Genomic DNA, 22,253 nt, shown 5'->3' on the forward strand with positions numbered 1-22,253 from the left:
TCTCCCGGTGAGTGCAGGGCGAGGGAACAGCCGGTTCTCCGCCTCGCAGGACGCCTCTTCGCGCCGTCGACGACGTCGACCGTCTTCCGCCCGCATCCGCGATCAGTCCGCGCCCGCGCTCGCGATCAGTCCTCGCAGGCTCTGCGATCACGTGTCGCGAACACGCAGCTCCGCTCTTCTCGCGCGCCGTTTCCTCCTCCACAGCGCCCATCTCGCGCCGTTCTCCACGGATGCAGCCGTACCGGCCGCGGTGACGTCGAACCGAGCAATACTCTCCTTCCGTGGGGCTGAACGGTCGCCGCCGACGCAGTGCGCTCGGTCGGCAGAGGAGAGGACATCGGATGAGTCGAACGGAACAGTCGGGGCGGGACGAGCGCGGACGACCCCGAGCGCGGACGGCGCGAGCGCTGGTCGGCACGACGGCGGGCTGCGTGCTCGTGAGCGGGCTGCTGGGCGGAGGCCTCGCGCCGCCGCCCGCCCTCGCCGCCGACGGTCCTCACACGACGATCGAGAACACCCTCCTGCAGGGAGGCGCGACGAACGCCGGCGTGACGACCGTCTCGGCCTGGGTCCAGAAGGGCGAGACGCTCCGGGTGGACCTCCACCCGCTCCAGGCGGGCTCGGGGACCGGCGAGGGCGAGACCGGCGGCGGTACCGCCCGGGTGACGGCTCCGGGCGGAGCCGTCCTCGACGAGCAGGACTTCGCGCCCGGAGCGGCGCCCTCGGTGTCCGCCGGCGGCTCGTTCGTGGCGGACGAGACCGGCGTCTTCCAGATCCGGGTGTCCGACGACGACGTGACGGCGCCGGTGAACCTCGTCTGGAGCATCGGAGTCCAGGACGCGCGGGGCGCGGCGGTCGCGGGCCGGGTGTGGTCCGAGTCCTATGCGATCCAGTCCGGGGCGAAGGAGTCCTACTCCTCGCCCGAGGAGCGGCGCTCCTCCTTCACCCTCCACGCCGTCACGGAGACGGGCGCCCGCTACGAGCTGGGGCTGCGCGGCTACGACGGAGTCGCCTCGACGGTCCAGGCCACGAACAAGGGCAATGTGAAGGTCGGGACGTCCGATCCGTCCTACCTCTCGGTCCCCATGCCGCAGTCGAGCGAGGCGGGCGGGATCGGGGCTCAGTACGTGCAGGCGTCCGGACGCTCCGGGATCGACGGCCTGCAGACCTACAAGCTCTTCCTGGACCCGCCGTCGTCCGACCTGCCGGAGTCGATCGCTCCGGCCTACCGCGCGCCGACGATCGAGGGCCTCGCCTTCCGCCGGTCGACCGCCGGCTCCGACGCGGGCACGCTGACCGGCGTCCTGGGGACGCAGCCGGGCACCGTCGTCGTGGACGTCGATGCGGACGGGGACGGCTCCTACGACGGCGAGCGCGACGTGCACCTCACCCGGATCGCGGGGACGACCGGTCCCTTCTCGGTCGACTGGGACGGACGGGACGCGAAGGGCGGGACGGTCGACGTGACCGACCCCGACGTCACCTTCCGCGCCTCCATCGGCCGCACGAACGAGTTCCACTTCACGCGGGTCGACGCCGAGACGTCCGCCGGCGGCGTGTCCGTCGTGAGGTCGACCGGCGGCGGCGACGACCCGTCGATGGTCCACTGGGACGACTCGCTCCTCGCCGGATCGAACTCGGAGCGGTACTCCGGCACCTCCGCGGTGACGTCCGGCGACGGCGGCACCGACTCGTCCGGCGGGGTGCACCGCTGGGAGGGCGACGACTCCGGGCGGGGCCGCGTCCCCAACGCCAACGACTCGGTGCACGGCTCCTACGGCGACCTGCGGGCGATCGACGACTGGGCCTACGGCTCGGACGGTGCGGTCGCGGTCGCACGCCTCGATCCGCTCGCGCCGCACGTGACCATCGCGAAGACCTCGTCGGTCGACTCCGCCACTCCGCTGCTCCGCGGCGCCCGCGTGCCCTACCGGGTGACGCTGACCTCGGACGGGACCGGGGACTACTCCGACGCCGCCGTCATCGACTACCTCGACAAGGGCGTGCTCGACGACGCCGAGCTCGACGCCGGCTCCCTCCGCACCTCGCAGGGCACGGCCACGATCGACGCGGAGACGGGCCGCATCTCCTGGGCGGCCGGCAGCCTGCCGGTCGGGGCGACGGCCCAGCTGACCTTCGACGTGATCGTGACCGGCGAGGGGGACCGCGCGCTGACGAACACGGCCTGCCTCGCCGATGCGCCCTTCGCTCCCGCCTCGTCCGGCACGGGGACCGACGCGAACCCCTGCGCCACCGTCCCGCACGACATCGGCGAGGGGTCGCTCCTGATCCGGAAGACCGCGTCCCAGGCGAGCGCCGAGCACGGCGGCACGGCCGGCTTCGACATCGTCGTGGCGAACACCGGATCGGTCGACGCGACGGACGTGACCGTGACCGACGTCCCGACGCTCGACCACCTGCTCGAGGCGACCATCGAGAACGGCGCCGGAGGAACGCAGCCGGCGACGGAGCCCGTCACGGGTCTCGACATCCCCGCCGGCGGTCAGGTGTCGCTGCACGTCAGCGGCCGGGTCGCTGACGGGTACGACGCCGCGACTCTGCCCAACCGCGTCTCGATCACCCACCAGCCCGAGGGCTTCGACCCGCCGACGGTCGAGAACGCCTGCGCTGACGATGCGACGTCGTCCTGCGCCGAGATCCCGGTGCCGCCCGTCGAGGGCAGGCTCTCCATCGAGAAGACGGCGATCGGGAATCAGGTCGACCACGGCGGGCGTGCCCGGTTCCGGATCGTGGTCGCCAACGAGGGGGCTCGCCCGGCGGACGGGGTGACCCTCACCGACATCCCCGAGCTCGCGCACCTGAGCGACGTCACGATCTCCCGGGACGGCGGCCCGGCGTCGTCCGATCTGACTGTCGAGAACCTGTCTCTGGCCCCTGGAGCGTCGACGACGTTCACCGTGACCGGACGGGTCGCCGACGGCGTGGACGCGTGGACCATCCCCAACCGGGCGCGCCTGACCGAGGTCCCGGAGGGCTTCGATCCGACGACCGTCCTGCACCCGTGCGCGGACGACGGCGGAGCCAGCTGCGCCCAGGTGGCGGTGCCTCCGGTCGGACTCGTGCCGACGGTGCTCGCCTCGACGGGAGCGGCGGCCGGGCCCCTCGCGGCCGGAGCCGGCGCTCTGCTCCTGGCCGGCGGCGCCTTGACGGCGCTGCGCCGTCGCTCGACCCGCACCTCGTGAACCGGAGCCCGGGCCGCTGCAGCGCGGCCCGGGCTCCCGGACCCTCTCCTCGAAAGGCACTACTGCATGACCGAGCACGGCCTCCCGTACCGCGTCACCGAGCGCTTCCCTCTCCCCGATGGACGCGTCGGCGTCAGCACCTGGTGGTCCGCCGATCCGGAGCAGCTGGAGCAGCAGCTCCGCACGCGCTCCGGACATCCGCATCCCGAGAGGGAGCCGGTCCGGAGACTGCACCTCGCGACCGCGACGATCGTGCTGATCGAGGAGCGGACCGCGGGAGGCTTCCGCCCGCTCGACCCCCACCTCCGGGCCCGCACCGATCCGCGCTGGCGCCGGGCTCTCCTCCGGTCGCGCAGGTCGGCCCGGCTCCGGCAGATCATCGGCCCGCGGGACCTGCCGAGGACGGATCCGCCGGTCGAGGTGTCACGGCACGTCGATCCGACACGTCGAGTGTGAAGGAGGCGGGCGGAGAGCTCGGCACCTGATGCGCGGTGAGGGTCTCCCCGCAAGGACGCCGTCGGGTCAGGCGGCTTCCTCGAGGTCGTCCTCGACTGCGACGGGCGCGTCGACCGGGGCGCACGGGGGAGCCGACTCGGCCGGGGGCGCCGAGGCCGCGATGCGCGAGCGCTCGAGCCCGGCGAGGAGCACGGCGAAGGCCTCCTCGAGCTCGGCGGTGTCGCGGAGCAGGAAGCGCTCGCCGCTCGTCGGGTCGAGGCGGACCGTCCGGTAGGCCGGGCGGGGGAGATCGGAGACCAGGGTGATGATGCCGAGGACGACGCCGCCGCGGCGGGCGCGCGCGGTCCAGCGGTTGGCGTGGGTGCGGAGAAGGATCATGACCGGGGCCGTCCTCGGTGACGTGGTGCAGGAGCGGGGGGAGGGGGGTGTCGCTGGCGGTGCGGGGATCCTCTCGAAGCTTGCTGCACGAAGGGCCTCCGCTTCCTGTGCTTGACAGCAGAGCCGAGCAGCGGTCACCGGCGCCGGGCGGCCGCCGCGGCGTGCAGGGCCCGCAGGAACTCGGGGACGACCGGGTTCCCGGTGTCGCGGGCGAGCACACCGATCTCACGGCTCGCGCCCGGATCGTCGATCGGGATCTCGCGGACGTCGTCGTCGACCGAGGACGGGCTCGGCGGCAGGATCGTGAGTCCGAGGCCGGCTGCCGCGAGTCCCCGGGCGGCGCGGTAGTCGCCGACCTCGAACGCCGGCACGGGGTCACGGCCGTCCACGGCGAGCAGGCGCCGGGCCGACTCGTGGAGGCCGTAGCCGGGCGCCAGCATGATCAGGTCGAGGCCGCGGAGGTCCTCCACTGTGACCGAGCGCCGCGAGGCCAGCGGATGACGGGGGTCCACGACCGCGAGGAGAGGCTCCGAGTAGAGGGTCGTCGTGGTGGTTCCGGGGAGATCGGGCGGATCCGCGACGATCGCCAGCTCGGACTCGCCCTCCGCCACGGCCCTCAGGCAGAGGGCTCGGGAGCCGTGACGGAGCCCGAAGCCCACCTGCGGCCAGCGGCGGCGGAACCGGCGGATCACATCCGGCACGAAGCTCTCCCCGAGGAGCGTCTGGAAGGCGAGGTCGATCCGGCCGTGCTCCACGTCGCCCGCCAGTCGCACCTCCGCGAGCCCGGCGCGGATCACCGACATGCCGTCCTGAGCGACCTCGGCGAGACGGGTCCCCGCCTCCGTCAGCACCACCCCACGGCCCTCCCGGCGGACCAGGGGAGTGCCGACCAGGGCGGACAGCCGGGCGAGCGACCGGCTCGCGGTGGGCTGCGGGATCCCGAGCTCGGCGGCCGCCGCCGTCACGCTCCCGGTCTGGGCCACCGCGACGAGCAGGGGCAGGAGGCGGAGGGTCGCGGGCCAGTCGTCGGACACGCCACCACCCTAGATCCGGACATGACCAGAACGCATGAACAGTACGAGAAAGGGCATTAGTGATGCACCCGCAGGCGGTCTACCGTCGGAATCATGAGCACCGCCGCACGCACCCGACCGATGCGCGCAGCGGCGCCCTTCTCGCAGCGGCGGCTGACCATCGCCCTCCTCGCCGCCGGGGTCGCGACCTTCGCCGAGCTCTACGCCGTGCAGAGCGTCCTCCCGCAGCTCGCGCGGGAATGGGCCCTCGCCCCGTCCGACGCCGCGCTCACCGTCTCGGCCGCGACCCTCGGACTGGCGCTCTCGGTGCTGCCGTGGGCCTCGGTGGCCGAGCGCATCGGACGGCTCGAATCCATGCGGATCGCGGTCCTCACGTCCGTGGTCCTGGCGCTGCTCGCCTGCGTCGCCCCGACCTTCGAGCTCCTCCTCGTCCTGCGCTTCCTCGGGGGAGCGGCACTGGGTGCCGTCCCGGCGCTCGCCGTCGCGGCGATCCACGACCGGGTCGGGGGCGCCGGAGCGACGGCCGCCGCGACCGCGTACGTCTCCGGGACCACGATCGGCGGTGCCGCCGGACGCCTGCTCGCCGGACCGCTCGCGGCGGCGCTCGGATGGCGCGGAGCCCTGCTCGTCGTGACGGCCGTCTGCGCGGCGGCGGCGATCGTCTTCGCCGTGCTCGCGCCCCGGGGCGGCGGCGCGCGCGAGGCGGCCCCCGGCGGCTGGCGAGGGAAGACGGCGCAGGTGCTCCGCGATCCGATGCTCGTCGCGATCGCGCTGCAGACGTTCCTCGCGGTCGGCGTGTTCGTCGCGGTCTACAACTACCTGGCGTTCCGGCTCGAGGCGCCGCCGTTCGCACTCGCGCCCGCGCTCGTCTCCCTCCTCTTCGCCGCCTACCTCGCGGGAACCGTCTCCTCCCGGCTCGCGGGGAGATGGGGGCCGCGGATCGGCCCCCGCCTCGTCATGCGGATCGGCGTCGCCCTGATGATCGTCGGACTGCTGGTGATGCTCGCCGAGAACGTCGCCGTGGTGATCGCGGGACTCCTCGTCTTCACGGCCGGCTTCTTCGCCCTGCACGCGACCGGCGCCGCCTGGACGGGAGCGCGCGCGGCTCCGGCACTCCGCGGGCACGCCGGCGCGGTCTACACGATCGCCTTCTACACGGGCTCGGCCGCCGGCGGGTGGCTCCTCGGCCTGGCCGTCGGAGCCGGTGGCTGGCCGGCGCTGACGGCGGTGACGATCGGCCTGCTGCTGGTCGGAGCGGGGATCGTCAGCCTCCCGTCGCGCACCACCGCGGCCGGGCGCTGAACCCCCGCCTCCGTCGACCGCACCCCGAGCTCCGCCCGGCACCTCCCCGCAGCGAGCGAGGTGCGACATGATGGCCCGACTGCACGAAGCGGGGGACGGCATGGCGCGGAGCACCGGAGCGGACGGCTCCCCACGCGAGAGCGGCGGGACGGACGAGGGCGGCACCGACCCGCGCTACCACGCGGGCTTCCAGCGCGGCTACGACGGACGCGAGGCCGAGCGGCGCGGCAGCGGAGAGGAGCGCCTCCGCTCCCCGTTCCTGTCGGGCGGGACCTCGTGCATCGGGCGATCAGCTGGCCGGCGAGGTGGCGGGTCCGCTCCCGAGCAGGAGGACGTGCGATCGGTCGACGGCCCGACGGGCTCCCGAGTCTCCGGCCGACGGACCGCTCCGGAGCGCGCGAGAGCGGCGGTGCGGGCCGTCCCGACACCCGCGGAGCCGACCGCGCCCCGACCCGCGGAGCCGACAGTCCCACTCCCGACCGAGCCGACCGTCCCGCTTCCCGCCGAACCCGACCCCGCTCCCGGCGACGCGGCACCCGACTCCGGTGACCGTCACGACGCGACCGACACCGACCCCCGCCCCGCTGTCTCCACTCGCCGCATCGCCGGAACCCTGGCGGTCGTCGGCGCCGTGAGCGTCCTCGTCGGACTCCTCGCCCTCTGGAACAGCTCCCACAGCTGGTACGACTACTCGCCGTCGCAGAGCGCCTTCGGGCCCGAGCAGTACCTCCGCGTGCTCAGCGACAACGCGATCGGACCGTTCCTCACCGTCGGCCTGATCGCGCTCGGCCTGGCGGTCGTGGTCCCGCTGCTGAGGGCTCCCCGCTGATGACGCGGGTCCGCCTGCTCTGGGCCGCCGCGATCGCGGTCACCGTCGTCCTCTGGGCCGCAGTGCTCGCGCTCCCGGTCGTCGTCCTCCTGCTGCCGAACCAGTACCAGGGCGACTCGATCACGGTCCCGCCGGAGCTCTACGTGCGGCAGGCGCTCGCGATGGTCGCGCCGCCGCTGCAGACCGCCGCCCTGGTGATGCTGGGGGCGCTGATCGTCGTCGCGGTGGCTCGGCGCGCGCCCGCGAAGGCCCGTGCGACGGAGGCGGCGAGCGGCTGGGACGACGCCGTCCTCCTCGAGCCGGACGGCCGCGAGCAGCACGGGACGGGCCCCGCAGGCCGCTGAGCAGACGCTGCTGCGTCGGAATCCATCCGCTCCTCCCCGGTCGGAAGCCGCTCCTCCGGATGCACCCGCCCTTCACGCCGGCAGCAGCTGGAACCGCTCCCGCGCCGCTCCGCCGGCGACGAGGTCCGCGAGCAGCTCGCCCAGGACCGGTCCGAACGTGAAGCCGTGCCCCGAGAACCCGGTCGCCAGAGTCACGCGGCCCACGCGGTCGATCACGAAGTCCTCGTCGGGGGTGCTGTCGTAGAGGCAGCTGATCGGAGCGGCGCTCGCCGCGTCCGCGCCCGGGATCCACTCCGCGACGTAGCCGACGAGGCGGGCGAGCGCTCGGGGCTCGGGCTCGAAGGTGCGCTCGTCCGGATCGACGACGACACCGGTGCTGTGCTCGCCCACCTTCACCCCGACTCCGGGCGTCGCGAGCCCGTAGACGACGGGCAGGCCGGCGCGATGGTGGGCGAAGCTCGGCCACGAGTCGAGGGGCAGGTCCGTCGCGAAGTGCGCGGGCTGCTCCTGCGTGACGCGCAGCGGAGGGAGGCGTCGGCCGGCCGCGCGGACGAGGCCGTCCACGAGCGGAGGCGTCCAGGATCCGCCGGCCACGACGACCGCGTCGGCGTCGAGGGCGCCGTCGGTGGTCAGCACGCGCACGTCGTCGGCGCGCTCCTCGATGCCCAGCACTCGCGTCCGCGTCCGGAGGACAGCGCCGCGTCCGAGGGCGGAGTCGAGCATCGCGTCGATCGCGGCCGCCGCGTCGAGGCGTCCGCCCTCGGGGTGCAGCAGGACGTCGGTCTCGAAGCGGAGTCCCGGCCAGCGCCGCTGCGCCTCGTCCGCTTCGATCCGCACCACGGGGATCCCGTCGCGCAGGAGGACAGCCTCGACGGCGGCCAGGACGGCGGGGTCGCCGTGGTCGATCGCGCCGACCGGGTGCAGCAAACGGCGGCCGGTCTCGGCCTCGAGCCGTGCCCAGGCGCGCCCGGCCCGTCCGGTGAGGGCGCGGTAGTCGTCCTCGAGGTAGCCGCGGCGGAAGATGCGCGTCTCGCCGTGGGACGAGCCGCGGTCGTGGCCCCGCTCGAACTGCTCGACGAGCACCACGCGATCGCCGCGCTCGGTGAGGGCGCGGGCTGTCGCCGCTCCGACCAGGCCGGCTCCGACGACGACGACCTCACGGGTCACGGGGTCTCCCGGGAGGCGCGGCGCACGCCGAGCAGGACCACCAGACGGAGGAACCCGACGAGTCCCATGCCGATCAATGCGGCGATCAGCATCAGCACGGCGACACCGGCCACCCAGGTCGTGTCGCCGGTCACCGACTGCGCCGCGAACTCGGTGCAGAACAGCGCCAGCCCGGCGTAGCTCAGGATGAGGACGGTGATCGTCCCGGGACGGCGGAGGCGCTGCGCCGGCGTCCGCCAGAGGGCCGGCGGCTCGAGCCAGCGGCGCAGCAGCCGGATCACGAGGGTGCCGACGAGGCCGAGGAAGCCGGCCGCGATCAGGATGATGCCCGCACCTCCCAGCCCCGACGCCTCGACGCCGGCCAGCTCGAGGGCGATCCCGATCGCGACGCCGACGGCTCCGGCGCCCCCCGCGATCATGGCCGCCCATACTCCGAAGCCGCCGCGGAGGACGCTCTCACGCTCGGGACGTGACGGGTCGGCGTCCATCGGACGCTGCTGACGCGGACGGACCGGCGCAGGGGGAGCCGACGCCGGCGCTGCTGCCGGAGCGGCCGCGGACTCGGACACGCCCCAGACCGGAGCGGCGTCCGGCGTCTGCGACTCGATCACGTTCTCCCGCACCGGCACGTAGCGCAGCGGCGCGTCGATCCGCACCTGCGGCCGCCCGCGCACGACGATCGTCGCCCCCAGGTCGGCCCCGCGCTCCAGCGCGACGGGTCCGAGGAGGAGCCCGACCGCCGGATCGATCCGCCACGCGTCCGACCGGGGAGCCGACCCGTACCACTCCGCCGACACGGCCCCGCCGAGATCGACCGAGATCGGCCGCCCGTCGCTGTAGCTCGTCACCGGCACGAGCGAGCGGCCGGAGTTGCGCACCCGCGCGCCCACCCGCCACCAGTCGTCCCCGGCGTGCGTCAGCCGCACCTCGACGTCGACCAGCGACGCCGGCACCGCCCTCCGCCGTCCGATGACCACCGCGACGACCGCGAGCCCGGCGATGACCAGCCCGCCGAGCAGGCCGACCACTCCGATGAAGATCTCCATGGGAGCAGTCAAGCAGGCGCGGGTCGCCGGCGCGGGCGCGACGAGGTGGCCTCCGGGAGGCTCGATCCCGGCCGTCGTCGCCGCCGCTCCGCGCGGCCGCCCCGTTCCCGACGCTCCGTCCGACCGTCGAGCCCGGCGCGGGTCACTCCGCATACTGAGGAGGCGCGTCGCGTCGACCGCATCGCGGGTCTCGTCGCAGGAGGGGTCGATCATGCGCCACTGGTCGGCCGCCCCCGTGCGCCGGCGCCCTCGTCGACGGGCCGGTGCGATCCTCGCTCTGCTGGGGGCCGCGGCGCTCGCCGTCGCAGCCGTCGCGCTGTCGGACACGGCGGGAGGAGGCGGACCGGAGGCGGTGTCCTCCCCGGCCGGTGCTTCTGCGGCGTCGAGCAGTCCCGCTGCTCCCGCGTCGAGCAGCCCGCCGGCGGTCGTCGAGCCGTCCGCTCCGGAAACGGAGCCGTCCGCTCCACAAACGGAGCCGTCCGCTCCGGAAACGGAGCCGTCCGCTCCACAAACGGAGCCGTCCACTCCGCCCCTCGCGACGCTGGCCGCTCTCGCCTCGGTCGAGGGCCCCGCCGCCGTCCCCTACGACCGCGACCTCTTCGGGCAGGCGTGGTCGGACGTCGACCGCAACGGCTGCGACACCCGCAACGACGTCCTCGGCCGCGACTTGCTCGCCCCCGTGTTCAAGCCCGGCACCCGCGACTGCAAGGTGCTCACCGGCACCCTGATCGACCCCTACGACGGCGCCTCGGTCGCCTTCGTCTCCGGGACCGACACGTCCCGCCTCGTGCAGATCGACCACGTCGTCGCCCTGGGCTGGGCGTGGCACCACGGCGCCTGGTCGTGGACGGACGACCAGCGCCTCGCCTTCGCGAACGACCCCGCGAACCTCGTCGCCGCGTCCGAGCAGACCAACCGCGCGAAGAGCGACGCCGGCCCGGGGGAGTGGCTGCCACCGGCCGCGGAGCTGCGTTGCGGGTACGTGGAGCAGTTCGTGGCGGTGCTCAGCGACTACGGGCTCGGGATCGATGCGCGGGACCGGGTGGCGTCGGAGGCGGTGCTGGCGGTGTGCGGGGAGTGAGGGGGAGAACCTCTTTCCTCTGATGGAGGGTCGTCCCGACGCCGCAACAGCGGCAGACGCGACCGCAGTAGCGTCTTTCAACTACGACAATAGTGAGTAATGGTCTCTTCCGTGACCTCTTTTCTGGGACCCATGCGGCACAAAGTTCAGCACTTACGCAAAATGAGTAACTCTGTCGCTAACACGAGTGCATCTCGACAGAACGTGCTCCGAGCATTTCTAGTCTCGCGAGATGCCTCCCGTTACTCCCGCCACACTCTCACTTGAACTGGGCGTTTCTCAGCGTCGAATCCGAAGCCTCCTCCGCTCCTCCTACGGAACTCTTCCCGCTGAGGAATCTCGGTGGGATCTGACCGAAGAGCAAGCGGAGGCTGTCCGCTCCCGTCTGCTTCGACGAGACATCACCGAGCGTCGGTTCACCTTGGAAGTGGGCGACCAGGTCCTCCGGCGTGATATTCACCGCGCCTACGGAGGGCAGCAGCAGCAGGGGATCGTGACGCCGCGAGCGCTCCGTGAAATCTTCATCTTCACCGATCCGGCGAAGGGAGCTCGATACGGCTACGACCGGTTCGAGGGACTTCGCGAGGACGGGTCCTACTCCTACACGGGAGAAGGGCAGGTCGGTGACCAGGTTTTTCTTCGCGGCAACAAGGCTCTCCGGGACGCGGCGCAGGATGGGCGGGTGCTTCGGCTGTTCACGGTGCAGGGAACGAGCGTGACCTACATCGGTGCCTTCACGACAGGGACTCCGACCTACCGGTGGGAGATCATCCCGGACACCGAAGGGACGCAGCGACGCGGCATCATCTTCACTCTCCTGCCGCTTGCGGCGGACATCACTCGGCTGCCGACCTACGGTGGCACACAGGAGTCCGCCGCCTCGCTCGGCGACTGGACGCCTCCCGAGCACTCCGACATCGTCATCGCGGGTGCGGATGTCAGCCCTCTCGATGACCGGGTCGTCTCCCGAATCGAGTTCGAGCTGCAGTCCGACTTTGGGCTCTGGCTGACCGAGAACGGCACGCCGCCCAGTCGTCTGACGCTCCCGGTCGGCAGCTCACGGGTCGAGCCGGACCTCTACGTCCGATCGAGCGGCTGGATTGTCGAAGCTAAGAAGTCGACCGCCCGGTCCTTCGTTCGCATGGCCATCGGGCAGGTGCTCGACTATGCCCATCTTGCTCAGCGCGAGGGCTACGCGGCAGTCCCCGTCATCCTGCTTCCCGGTTGCCCGGAAGAGGACATGCTGGATCTCATCCGCAGCCTCTCGATCATCACAGCGTTCAGGTCTGACGAGGGCTTCGACCTAATCGATCCGTAGAGGAAAGAAGCCGAACGGCCGGCAGATCGGGGTGGGCCCACTCCAGTCCGGGGAGTTCGCTCGGAAGGAGCCAGAGGAGTTGGTCGTGGTCGGTGCTCTCCGTGGGGCGTGGGCCACGAACCACGGCTCGGAAGCAGTGCAACCGAATGGTGAGAGCGCCGACCTCCGTTTCGTCTGACGTCAGCTTGGGGCCGACCTCGATCTCCACGCTCAGCTCCTCGCGGATCTCCCTCTCGAGGGCGCCTTCAGCCGTTTCGCCAGGTTCTCTCTTGCCGCCGGGAAATTCCCAGAGCCCGCCCGCCGCCTTGTCCGCCCGCCGACGGCAGGCGAGAATACGGCCGCGATCGCTGATGACCGCCGCAACGACGTCGAGAGTGTCCACGTGTCCATCATGCCGGCACCGGTGCAACGACCGCCCTATGCGCGATGGCCGTGCGCACCCCCCTCTTTGACGCCCCACCCACCCCCGTGTTACGTTCGCTCTCGGACATGTGACTGGTCGTGCAGGCAGGATCCGACGAAACGCGTATTGAGCGTCGTCGGGTCCTTTTTTTGTGCCCGGACGCCTCCTGACGCTCCGCCGGAGCACCGATGACGGTGCCGGAGGGGGGCGGGGACGGCGACGGACGGCCGGGCAGCACAGCGCAGGGAAGCGCGCGTCCCCACACACCCGGAGGAGTACCGATGAGTACCCAGGAGAGCGCGAAGGCGATCCTCGAGCACGTCGGCGGCGCCGCCAACGTGGCGAAGCTGCAGCACTGCTCGACCCGTCTGCGGTTCGCGCTGGCGGACGACGCGAAGGCCGACGTCGAGGCGCTGAAGGCGGTGCCCGGCGTGATCGGCGTCGTCACAGGCCCGCAGACGCAGGTCATCGTCGGCAGCGGCGTCAGCGAGATGTACGCGGCGGTCGAGAAGCTGCGCGGCGGCACCACCACGTCAACGGCGCAGGCGAAGCAGCCGCGGTCCCTCAAGCGCCTCGGCGCGACGATCATGGACTTCGTGGTCAGCGTGTTCACGCCGATCATCCCGGCCATCGCGGGCGCCGGCATCTTCAAGTCGTTCCTCGTCCTCGCCTCGGCGCTGGGCTGGCTCGACCCCGCCTCCGACAACTTCAAGCTGCTGTCCGCCATCCCGGACGCGGTGTTCGGCTTCCTGCCGCTGCTCGTCGCGTACACGAGCGCGAAGAAGCTCGACGTGAACCGGCCGCTCGCGCTCGGGCTCGTCGGCGTCCTGGTCTTCCCGGCGTTCACGACGCTGCTCAACCAGGAGGGCGGCGTCGCGCTCTTCGGCATCCCGGTGCCGGTCATCGCCTACAACGCCCAGGTGTTCCCGGCGATCCTGGCCGTGCTGCTGCTCTCGGTCGTCGAGCGCTTCTTCACGAAGCACTCGTGGGGCCCGATCCGCACGTTCTACGTGCCGCTGATGTGCCTCGTGATCGTCGCTCCGGCCACGATCTTCCTGCTCGGCCCCCTCGGCTACTGGCTCGGCTCGATGCTCACCGGCGCGATGATCGGCCTCTACGGGGCGCTCGGCTGGGTGGCCGTCGCGCTGCTGGCCGGCGTGCTCCCGCTGATCATCTCGGTCGGCATGCACAAGGCGTTCATCCCGCCGACCATCGCGACGATGGCCAGCGCGGGCAAGGACACCTTCTACCTCGCCTCCTCGCTCGCCCACAACGCGGCGGAGGCCGGCTCCAGCCTCGCGATCGCTTTGCGCACCAAGAGCGCGACCCTCCGCGCCACCGCCTTCTCGGGCGGCCTCTCGGCCCTCTTCGGGATCACCGAGCCGGCGCTCTACGGCGTCACGCTGCAGAACAAGCGCGCCCTGGTCTCCGTCATCACGGGCAGCGTCGTCGGAGGCGCCTACATCGGCGCCACGCAGGTCGCCGCGTTCGCGCTGGTCAGCCCTGGCGTCGCGAGCATCTCGATGTTCATCGACGGGCTGAACCCCTGGAACCTGCTCAACGCCGTGATCGGCCTGCTGATCTCGGTCGCCGTCTCGTTCGTCGTCTCCTTCGTCATCTGGCGCGACGACGCCTCCGCCAGCGTCCAGGCGCTCGGCGACGTGGCGGCCGCCGCCGGGAGCCCGCTCGCGCTGCAGGCGCCGCTCACCGGCTCCGTCATCCCCCTCTCGGAGGTTCCGGACCCCGTGTTCTCGGCCGGCGTGCTCGGCGAGGGGCTGGCGATCCGCCCCACCGACGGAGCCGTCCGGGCGCCGTTCGCCGGCGAGGTCATCGCGCTGCTCTCCTCCCGCCACGCCGTGGGGCTGCGCCGCGCGGACGGCGTCGAGGTGCTCATCCACGTCGGCATCGACACGGTGCAGCTGGACGGCGCGCCGTTCGAGGCGCACGTCGCGGTCGGCGACCGGGTCGAGGCCGGGCAGCTGCTCCTCACCGCCGACCTGGCCGCGATCACCGCGGCCGGCTACGACACCACGACCCCGGTGCTCGTGACCAACTCCGCCGAGTACACCGTGCTCGTCGAGGCCGCCGAGCGGATCACCGCCGGCGACCGGATCATGACCGTGACGCAGAGAGAGAAGGAGCTCGCCGATGGCGCTTCCTGACGGATTCCGATGGGGCGGCGCCCTCGCCGCCAACCAGGTCGAGGGCGCGTGGCGCGAGGGCGGGCGCGGCCCGGCGGTCAGCGACGTCGCCTCCTACAAGCCGAAGGCGGACCCGAAGGAGTACGCGATCCACCACCGCAACACGGTGGAGAGCATCACGGCGGCGATGTCCGACGACGACACCGAGTACTACCCCAAGCGCCGCGGCATCGACTTCTACCACCGCTACCCCGGCGACCTCGCGCTGTTCGCCGAGATGGGCTTCACCACCCTCCGCGTCTCGATCGCCTGGACCCGCCTCTACCCGACGGGGGAGGAGGCGGAGCCGCTCGAGGAGGGCATCGCCTACTACCTCGCCCTCTTCACCGAGATGCGGCGCCTCGGGATCGAGCCGCTGGTCACGCTCTCGCACTACGACCCGCCGCTCGCGCTCGCGCTGAAGCACAACGGCTGGGTCGACCGCCGCACGATCGGGCTGTTCGAGCGCTTCGCCCGCACCTGCTTCGAGCGCTTCGGCCACCTCGTCGACATGTGGCTGACCTTCAACGAGATCGACGGCATCATCCGCCACCCGTTCACCTCGGGCGGGATCATCGAGGAGACCGTCGAGGGCAGCGTGGAGCAGGCCTGCTACACGGCTCTGCACCACCAGTTCGTCGCCTCCGCCTCGGTCACGAGGACGCTGAAGGAGCTGTGGCCCGAGTCGCGGATGGGCTGCATGCTCACGATGCTGACCACCTACCCCAACACCTGCCACCCCGACGACGTCGCGGCGACGCAGGCGAAGGAGCGGATGCTCTACCTCTGCACCGACGTCCAGGCGGGCGGCGCCTACCCGCGCCTGGCGCTGCGGGCGCTCGAGAGCCGCGGAGTCGAGATCCCGTTCGAGGCGGGCGACGTCGAGCTGCTGCGCGAGCACCCCGTCGACTTCATCTCGTTCAGCTACTACATGTCGATGACGGAGTCCGTGCGCCCCGACGCCGAGCGCACCCCCGGCAACACGGTCCTCGGCGTCAAGAACCCGTTCCTCGAGTCGAGCGAGTGGGGCTGGCAGATCGACCCCGTCGGCCTGCGGATCTCGCTGATCGACCTCTACGACCGCTACGGCAAGCCGCTGTTCATCGTCGAGAACGGCCTCGGGATGCGCGACGAGCTGACCGAGGACGGCCGGGTCCACGACCCGTACCGGATCGACTACTTCCGCGCGCACTTCGAGCAGATGATCCAGGCGGTGGACGAGGGCGTGGAGCTGCTCGGCTACGTGAGCTGGGCGCCGATCGACCTGATCAGCGCCTCCAGCTCGCAGATCTCGAAGCGCTACGGGTTCGTCTATGTCGACATGGACGACCTCGGCCACGGCAGCACCGAGCGCTACCGGAAGGACTCGTTCTTCTGGTACCAGAAGGTCATCGCCTCCAACGGCGCGGATCTGGGATGATCCTCCTCTGCCCGGAGGCGCCGTCCGGCTCTCCGGGCAGAGGCCCCGCCACCCCCACCCCAGCCCTGACGCGGCCGTCGACGGAGACACGCATGCAGACCATCAAGAAGGTGCTCAACTCGAGCGTCGTCCTCGTCGTCGACGAGCGCGGCGTCGAGCGCGTGCTCCTGGGCAGGGGGATCGGCTTCGGAGCGAAGGCCGGCGAGGCGATCGAGCCCTCGAGCGTCGACCAGGTGTTCGTGGCGCTGGACGACTCGGATCAACGCAACCTCGTCGAGCTCCTGGCGCAGATCCCGCCGGAGTTCGTCGAGCTCACCCGCGCGGTCGTCGCCGATGCGGAGGAGCAGGGGCTGAAGCTCGACCCGCACGTGTACCTCGCGCTCACCGACCACCTGCACTTCGCGGTGGAGCGGCAGCGGCGAGGGCTCTCGGTCGCCAACCGGCTGGCCTGGGAGATGCGGACGGTCTACCCCGTGCAGTACGCGGTGGGGGAGCGGGCGGTCGAGCGGATGCGCGAGCGCCTGGACGTGGAGCTGCCCGCCGACGAGGCCGCGAACGTCGCGTTCCACCTCGCCAACGCGGAGCTCGGCAAGGTCGGGATCGACTCGCTCCGGATCGTGCAGCTCATCCGCTCGGTGACCGCGATCATCCAGCACTCCAGTGGAGCCGCGCTCGACCGCGACGACCTCCGCTCCGCCCGCTTCGTGGCGCACCTGCAGTACTTCGCCGAGCGCTTCTTCTCGGGCGGCCTGCTCGAGAGCGAGGACGACTTCCTCTTCACCAGCCTCAGCGCCCGCTACCCGCGCGCGATCGCCTCCGCCGAGCGGGTCCGCTCCTTCGTGGCGGCCGAGTACCAGGCCGCCCTGCCCAACGAGGAGGTCGCCTTCCTGGCCCTCCACATCGCGCGCGCCGCTCCGGAGTAGCGCGCTGACCCCGGAGAACCGCATGCACCGCACCACCCCCGCCCGCCCGACGACGCCCGCGAGCGAGCGCCCGTGAGCGGCACGATCCACCTCGTCCGCCACGCCGAGACCCTCTTCAACGTCGCCGGCCAGCTGCAGGGCTGGTGCGACTCGCCGCTGACCGAGCGCGGCGAGCGCCAGGCGGCGGCCCTCGGCGAGCGGATGCGCGAGGTGCCGCTCGTCGCGGCGTTCACGAGCGACCTCACCCGCACCCGCACCACGGCGGCGGCGGCGCTCGCCGGGCACCCGTCGCTCGAGGCCGAGCCGATGGTCGAGCTTCGCGAGTGGCACTTCGGCGCCTTCGAGGGGCAGCCGAACGCCTCGCTCTGGGAGCCGGTGTTCGCCGATCACGGCTACTCCTACGTGCCCTCCTCCGCCGACTGGCCGCGGATGACCGACGCCGGTCTCGACTCGGTGCTCGACGCGATCCACCGCCACGACCCCTCCGGCCGGGCCGACAGCGGTGCCACCGTGCGCGCCCGCGTGGAGGCCGCGATCGCGCGGTTCGCGCCGGCGGCCGAGCACGGGGACGTGCTGGTCGTGACGCACGGAGCGGTGCTCGGGAGCATCCTCCGTGCGCTCGACCCCGCGCACCGGCCGCAGCGGGGCTACCCGAACTGCGCGGTCGTGTCGGTGACGGACGGCGTCATCGGCGACGTCGACGGGAGCTGCGCGACGGCCTGACCCCGCCCCTCCTCCTCCACGGACGCCCCTGTGCGCTCCGGTCGCCGACCGGACGAGCACGGGGGCGTCCGTCGTGCTCGGGACGCAGGCGGCCCGCACCCGGGCCGCCCCCGGACCTGCACGCGCGGCCGCCTCGGGACCTGCACGTCCGGTGATGCGGGACCTGCACTTTCGGCCACCTCGGCGCTGTACCGAAGTACAGGAGCCCGTCGCGAGAGCGTCCGTAGCGTCTGAGGAGTCAAGAGAAACGACTTCGAGGAGATGACATGCGAGGGCTTCAGCTCAGCGGCGTGAGCCGTGCATTCGGCGGCCACCGGGTCCTGCACGACGTGGACCTGTCCGTGGGCCGCGGCGAGATCGTCGGCTTCATCGGCGGCAACGGCGCCGGCAAGACCACGACGATGCGGCTGATCCTGGGCCTGCTCACCCCCGACACGGGGACCATCACCTGGGACGGCGCGCCGATCACCGCCGAGGACCGCCGCTCGATCGGCTACATGCCGGAGGAGCGCGGCCTCTACCCGCAGATGCGGGTCCGCGAGCAGGTGATCCACTTCGCTCTGCTCGAGGGGCACGACGCCCGGGGAGCCCGTGAGACCGCCGAGGAGGTGATCGACGCGCTGGGCCTGGCCGAGCGGGCCGACACGCTGGTGCAGGACCTCTCGCTCGGCAACCAGCAGCGCGTGCAGCTGGCCGTGTCCCTGGTGGGCGATCCGTCGCTCCTGGTGCTGGACGAGCCCTTCTCGGGGCTCGACCCGGTCGCCGTGGAGACGATGGCCGGCCTGATCCGGCAGCAGTCCGCCCGCGGCGTCGGCGTGCTCTTCTCCTCCCACCAGCTCGACCTGGTCGAGCGCCTCTGCGACACCGTCTGCGTGCTCGACTCCGGCCGTGTGACCGCGAGCGGAGCGGTGGCCGAGCTGCAGGACGACGGCCGCAGCCGCTGGCAGCTGCAGTTCTCCCGCCCCCTGGACGACCTGCTCGTCGCCGAGCTCGGCGTCACACCGGGACTGTCGGCCGAGCCGGTCCCCGGTGAGCCGGAGTCGCTGCTCGTCTCGATCGAGGGCAGCGGCCGGGACGTCCCCGAGCAGGTGCTCGCGACCCTCACCCGCCACGGCGGCCTCCGGAGCATCCGCACCGAGCAGCGCTCGCTGACCGAGCTGCTGTCCGAGCGGCTCACCGCCGCCTCCACCCCTGCGGCCGAGCGCCGCCTCGAGATCCAAGGAGCAGGACGATGACCACCACGCACCCCCGCGCCGCCCACGCCCGGACCGCCGAGAGCTCCGCTCCTCCGACGCCGGCCCGGGGAGCCGCGACGATCGTCCGCCGCGAGATCCTGACCCGCACCGGGAACCGCACGATCCTCACCGCGACCCTCGCGCTGGCCGCGATCGCCGGCCTCGGCGCCGGGATCGGCGGCTGGTTCCTGGTCGACGCGACGAGGGAGGCGGGGACCGTGGTCCTCGACACCCGGATCCTGTTCGCGACCGCGATGATCAGCGCCCTGCTCGCCGCGATGGTCTACTCCTCGTCGAGTCTGGCCTCGGGGGTGGTCGAGGAGAAGTCGTCCCGGATCGTCGAGATCCTGCTGACGAAGATCGGCGTCGCCCCGCTGCTCGCCGGGAAGATGATCGGCGTCGGCCTGGTGACCCTGGCCCAGCTGCTCGTGATCGGCGGCGCCGTCGTCGGCGGGTTCAGCGTGGTCGGCGGGTGGTCGGTCCTCGAGATCGAGCTCGGCCCGAGCCTGGTCTGGTTCCTCGTCTGGTTCCTGCAGGGCTACGTGCTCTTCGCGCTCCTCAGCACCCTGCTCGCCTCGACCGTGTCGAGGCAGGAGGACCTGGGCACCGCCGCCATGCCGCTCTCCGTCGTGCAGATGGCGCTGCTGATCATCGCGCTCTACGTGGTGCCGGCGAACCTCGACGAGGCCTGGGTGCACGCGCTCTCCTTCGTCCCCCTCTTCTCCTCCTACCTGATGCCGATGCGCTTCGGCCTCGACTCGGTCGGCACCCCCGAGATGGTGATCGCCGCCGTCGTCGCCGCGATCACGGTGCCGCTGCTTTTCCGCCTGGTCGTCCGCGTCTACCGCAACAACGCGCTCCGCACCGGCTCCCGCGTCTCGCTCCGCGCCTCCCTCAAGGCCGCCGACGCCTCCTAGGCCCGGCTCCCGATATCCACCACCACCCCTCGGAAGGACACCACCATGACCACCTCGCGCACCGCCTCGACCCGCCCCTCGCCCCTCAAGAAGCTGCTCGTCAACACCGCCCTCCTCGTCGGGGGAGCGGGCGGCGCCTACCTCGTCGTCACCTACCTCTTCTGATCCGCTCGACCGACCGAAGGACACGATCGTGACTCTCCTCGCGACTCCCGGGCTCCGCCCCGCGACCCCCGGGCACCGCCCCGCGGATCCGGCGGCCCTCCGGGCGGCGGCCTCGACCGAGCGGCTGCTCGGCGGCGGACGCCACCGCGTCGCCGCGATCGACCGCCCCGCCTTCGCCGGCCGGAACGCGTCGTGGACGATGACCCTCGACGACGGCGCCCGCGTCTTCGTCAAGCACGTCTCGCCCCGGACGGCGGGCCCCGCGGCCTTCCGCCGCTCCAGGGACTTCGCCGGCTTCGCCGCCCGGAGCCCCGAGCACGCCCCGGCCGGACCCCGCCTGCTGGCGGCCGACGAGGACGACTCCCTGCTGGTGTTCGAGCACTGCCCCGGCACCAGCCTGGCCCTCCTGCTCGTGGAGGAGCGCGTCCCCGCGGACTTCCCCGAACAGGCCGGCCGGCTCCTGGCCCGGCTGCACGCCGGCCCGGCGGCGGGCCTCACCGCGACCTCGCACCCCAGCCCTCCCGTCGAGATGCTGCGCGTCGGCATCCCGCACACCCGCTACGTCGACCTCACCCTCGCCGAGCTCGCCTTCTGGGGCGACCTGCAGCACGACGAGCAGCTCGTCTCGGCCACGGAGGATCTCCGCGAGTGGGAGAGCGGCAACCGCACGGCCCCGATCCACGGCGACCTCCGCCTCGACCAGTTCCACCTCCGCGACGGGCGCCTCCAGCTGCTCGACTGGGAGGAGTTCGGGATCGGGGATCCGGCCCGCGACCTCGGCACGCTGGCGGGGGAGTGGATCCACCGCGCGGTGCTCGACACCGTGACCACTCGGGAGGGCGCCTCCGCTCCTCCCCTCGCCTTCGACACCGCGGCCGCGGACGCCCGCATCGCGGAGCGGATGGCGGCACTGGTCCCGAGGATCCGGCGGATGTGGCTCGCCTACGCCGCCGAGACCGCCGGCGCGGACGACGCCCTCGCCGTCCGCGCCACCGCCCACCTGGGCTGGCACCTCGTCGACCGCACCCTCGCCCGGGCCTCGATGGTCTCCCGCCTCCCCGGGATCGAGCGGGCCGCCGCCGGCATCGGCCGCCGCGTCCTGCTCGCCCCCTCCGCCTACTCCACCGCCCTCGGATTCGACAGGAGCCCGCGATGACCGCCCTCACCACCCGCTCCGTCCTCGACGAGGCCGTGATCAGCGTCGACGCCGCCCGGCTGCGGGCCGAGGTCGACGGGACCGTGATCGAGGCCACCGGGCCGATCGAGCTGCGGGCCCGACTCGCCGCCACCGTCTACACCCACCTGCACCTCCGGAACCCGCTGCTCGGCGAGACCGCCGGAGGCGACGGCCAGGACCTCGCCCCCCGGCTGATCGACGCGATCCCGCACCGCACGGTCCTGCAGCCCGCTCCCTCCGGGGTGCTCGGCTCCGCCACCGTGCAGGGGGAGGAGCGCCGGGTCGTCGAGCTGGGCCGCGTCCGGGTCCTCGTGCCCGAGGTCGATCTCGTCCGCTCCGCCGACGGGGCCGTCGCCGGCGTCCGGCTGCCGAGCTGGCGCACCCGCACCACTCCCGGCTACCTCCTCGCCCTCGGCCCGATGGGACTCGATCCCGCCGACCGGGTCGTGCGCCTCTCGCTCGTCGCCGACTCGGCGGAGGACGCGCTCGCCCTGTGGGGCCCGCTCCTGGAGGCGCTCGCCGCCTCCGGAGCCCGCCACCAGGCCAAGGCGCTCTCGGACCCGCGGGCCTTCCCCCGCTCCGACGCCCTCGTCGTCTACCTGCCCGCCGACTCCGCCGACGACGTCGCCCGGAGGATCACTCCGCTGCTCGATGCCCGGCCCTCGCCCCGCACCGCCGTCTCGGCCTTCGCCGAGAGGCTCGCCGACGGCCTCGCCTACGCCGAGGACCCGGCCGACGAGCGCTCCTCCTACCGCGGACTGAGCTTCGGCCAGCACCGCTCCCGCGTCCTCGCCGAAGCGCTCCTGCGCTCCTCGGCCGAGACGATCCCCGCCGCCGACGCCTGGGCCGACGCCGCCCGCGCCGCGCGCATCGACCCGGACCGCCCGGGACTCACCGCCCGCTAGGGCCCCACGAACCTCCCCTCGATCCCGAGGGGACCACCACCTCAGCC

General features: G+C 72.7%; 20 protein-coding genes. 15 read left to right on the forward strand and 5 right to left on the reverse strand.

Annotated elements, in window-relative coordinates; genetic code table 11:
• Positions 1-341 precede the first annotated feature (341 nt).
• Positions 342-3,203 (forward strand): DUF11 domain-containing protein, encoded by a 2,862-nt coding sequence (locus tag C5C35_RS01205; protein ID WP_146084544.1) that lies wholly within the window; start codon positions 342-344, stop codon positions 3,201-3,203.
• Between the two features lie 66 nt (positions 3,204-3,269).
• Positions 3,270-3,659: a hypothetical protein gene (locus C5C35_RS01210; protein ID WP_104262356.1), complete on the forward strand. Its 390-nt coding sequence runs from the start codon at positions 3,270-3,272 to the stop codon at positions 3,657-3,659.
• Between the two features lie 66 nt (positions 3,660-3,725).
• Here C5C35_RS01210 and C5C35_RS01215 read toward each other — a convergent pair whose 3' ends face one another.
• Together C5C35_RS01215 and C5C35_RS01220 are read right to left on the reverse strand one after the other, a co-directional pair.
• Positions 3,726-4,037 (reverse strand): hypothetical protein, encoded by a 312-nt coding sequence (locus C5C35_RS01215; RefSeq protein ID WP_104262357.1) that lies wholly within the window; start codon positions 4,035-4,037, stop codon positions 3,726-3,728.
• 134 nt (positions 4,038-4,171) lie between these two features.
• Positions 4,172-5,071, reverse strand: coding sequence for a LysR family transcriptional regulator (locus C5C35_RS01220; protein WP_104262358.1), 900 nt, complete (start codon positions 5,069-5,071; stop codon positions 4,172-4,174).
• 93 nt (positions 5,072-5,164) lie between these two features.
• Here C5C35_RS01220 and C5C35_RS01225 point away from each other — a divergent pair, with 93 nt between their 5' ends.
• The 3 genes from C5C35_RS01225 (at position 5,165) to C5C35_RS01235 (ending at position 7,546) form a co-directional block, all read left to right on the forward strand.
• Entirely contained in the window at positions 5,165-6,373 is a 1,209-nt protein-coding gene (locus C5C35_RS01225) for an MFS transporter (RefSeq protein WP_104262359.1), read from the forward strand.
• 67 nt (positions 6,374-6,440) lie between these two features.
• Positions 6,441-7,202, forward strand: a complete 762-nt coding sequence (locus C5C35_RS01230) for a hypothetical protein (RefSeq protein ID WP_146084545.1) — start codon at positions 6,441-6,443, stop codon at positions 7,200-7,202.
• Positions 7,202-7,546 (forward strand): hypothetical protein, encoded by a 345-nt coding sequence (locus C5C35_RS01235; RefSeq protein ID WP_104262361.1) that lies wholly within the window; start codon positions 7,202-7,204, stop codon positions 7,544-7,546. Before C5C35_RS01230 ends, C5C35_RS01235 begins: the two co-directional genes overlap by 1 nt.
• A 72-nt stretch (positions 7,547-7,618) precedes the next feature.
• On the opposite strand, the gene C5C35_RS01240 is transcribed toward C5C35_RS01235, so the two are convergent.
• Positions 7,619-8,713: an FAD-dependent oxidoreductase gene (locus C5C35_RS01240; protein WP_104262362.1), complete on the reverse strand. Its 1,095-nt coding sequence runs from the start codon at positions 8,711-8,713 to the stop codon at positions 7,619-7,621.
• On the reverse strand, positions 8,710-9,759 hold the full coding sequence (locus tag C5C35_RS01245) for a hypothetical protein (protein ID WP_146084546.1): 1,050 nt from the start codon (positions 9,757-9,759) through the stop codon (positions 8,710-8,712). Before C5C35_RS01245 ends, C5C35_RS01240 begins: the two co-directional genes overlap by 4 nt.
• A 211-nt stretch (positions 9,760-9,970) precedes the next feature.
• On the opposite strand from C5C35_RS01245, the gene C5C35_RS01250 reads away from it, so the two are divergent.
• Together C5C35_RS01250 and C5C35_RS01255 are read left to right on the forward strand one after the other, a co-directional pair.
• On the forward strand, positions 9,971-10,840 hold the full coding sequence (locus tag C5C35_RS01250; protein WP_181134132.1) for an HNH endonuclease family protein: 870 nt from the start codon (positions 9,971-9,973) through the stop codon (positions 10,838-10,840).
• Positions 10,841-11,267: 427 nt separating this feature from the next.
• Positions 11,268-12,158, forward strand: a complete 891-nt coding sequence (locus tag C5C35_RS01255) for a hypothetical protein (RefSeq protein ID WP_258066406.1) — start codon at positions 11,268-11,270, stop codon at positions 12,156-12,158.
• Here the strand turns inward: C5C35_RS01255 and C5C35_RS01260 are convergent.
• Positions 12,121-12,540, reverse strand: a complete 420-nt coding sequence (locus C5C35_RS01260) for a (deoxy)nucleoside triphosphate pyrophosphohydrolase (protein ID WP_104262366.1) — start codon at positions 12,538-12,540, stop codon at positions 12,121-12,123. The two genes, C5C35_RS01255 and C5C35_RS01260, sit on opposite strands and share 38 nt — an antisense overlap.
• A 302-nt stretch (positions 12,541-12,842) precedes the next feature.
• Here C5C35_RS01260 and C5C35_RS01265 point away from each other — a divergent pair, with 302 nt between their 5' ends.
• The 8 genes from C5C35_RS01265 (at position 12,843) to C5C35_RS01300 (ending at position 22,206) form a co-directional block, all read left to right on the forward strand.
• Positions 12,843-14,723, forward strand: a complete 1,881-nt coding sequence (locus tag C5C35_RS01265; protein WP_104249725.1) for a beta-glucoside-specific PTS transporter subunit IIABC — start codon at positions 12,843-12,845, stop codon at positions 14,721-14,723.
• Complete coding sequence (locus C5C35_RS01270) at positions 14,710-16,161, forward strand: glycoside hydrolase family 1 protein (protein WP_104256263.1); 1,452 nt, start codon at positions 14,710-14,712, stop codon at positions 16,159-16,161. The genes C5C35_RS01265 and C5C35_RS01270 overlap by 14 nt, the downstream gene beginning before the upstream one ends.
• A 92-nt stretch (positions 16,162-16,253) precedes the next feature.
• Complete coding sequence (locus C5C35_RS01275) at positions 16,254-17,084, forward strand: PRD domain-containing protein (RefSeq protein ID WP_104225973.1); 831 nt, start codon at positions 16,254-16,256, stop codon at positions 17,082-17,084.
• A 72-nt stretch (positions 17,085-17,156) separates the two neighbouring features.
• Positions 17,157-17,807, forward strand: a complete 651-nt coding sequence (locus C5C35_RS01280) for a histidine phosphatase family protein (RefSeq protein ID WP_104262367.1) — start codon at positions 17,157-17,159, stop codon at positions 17,805-17,807.
• Between the two features lie 290 nt (positions 17,808-18,097).
• On the forward strand, positions 18,098-19,042 hold the full coding sequence (locus C5C35_RS01285) for an ABC transporter ATP-binding protein (protein WP_258059358.1): 945 nt from the start codon (positions 18,098-18,100) through the stop codon (positions 19,040-19,042).
• On the forward strand, positions 19,039-19,959 hold the full coding sequence (locus tag C5C35_RS01290; RefSeq protein ID WP_104225127.1) for an ABC transporter permease: 921 nt from the start codon (positions 19,039-19,041) through the stop codon (positions 19,957-19,959). The genes C5C35_RS01285 and C5C35_RS01290 overlap by 4 nt, the downstream gene beginning before the upstream one ends.
• 193 nt (positions 19,960-20,152) lie before the next feature.
• A complete protein-coding gene (lxmK, locus tag C5C35_RS01295) occupies positions 20,153-21,280 on the forward strand; it encodes a class V lanthionine synthetase subunit LxmK (RefSeq protein ID WP_258066405.1) in 1,128 nt (375 codons plus the stop codon).
• Positions 21,277-22,206 (forward strand): T3SS effector HopA1 family protein, encoded by a 930-nt coding sequence (locus C5C35_RS01300; protein ID WP_104225969.1) that lies wholly within the window; start codon positions 21,277-21,279, stop codon positions 22,204-22,206. The genes lxmK and C5C35_RS01300 overlap by 4 nt, the downstream gene beginning before the upstream one ends.
• Positions 22,207-22,253 lie beyond the last annotated feature (47 nt).

It is taken from the genome of Rathayibacter sp. AY1F8 (assembly GCF_002932165.1).
Classification (GTDB): Bacteria; Actinomycetota; Actinomycetes; order Actinomycetales; family Microbacteriaceae; genus Rathayibacter.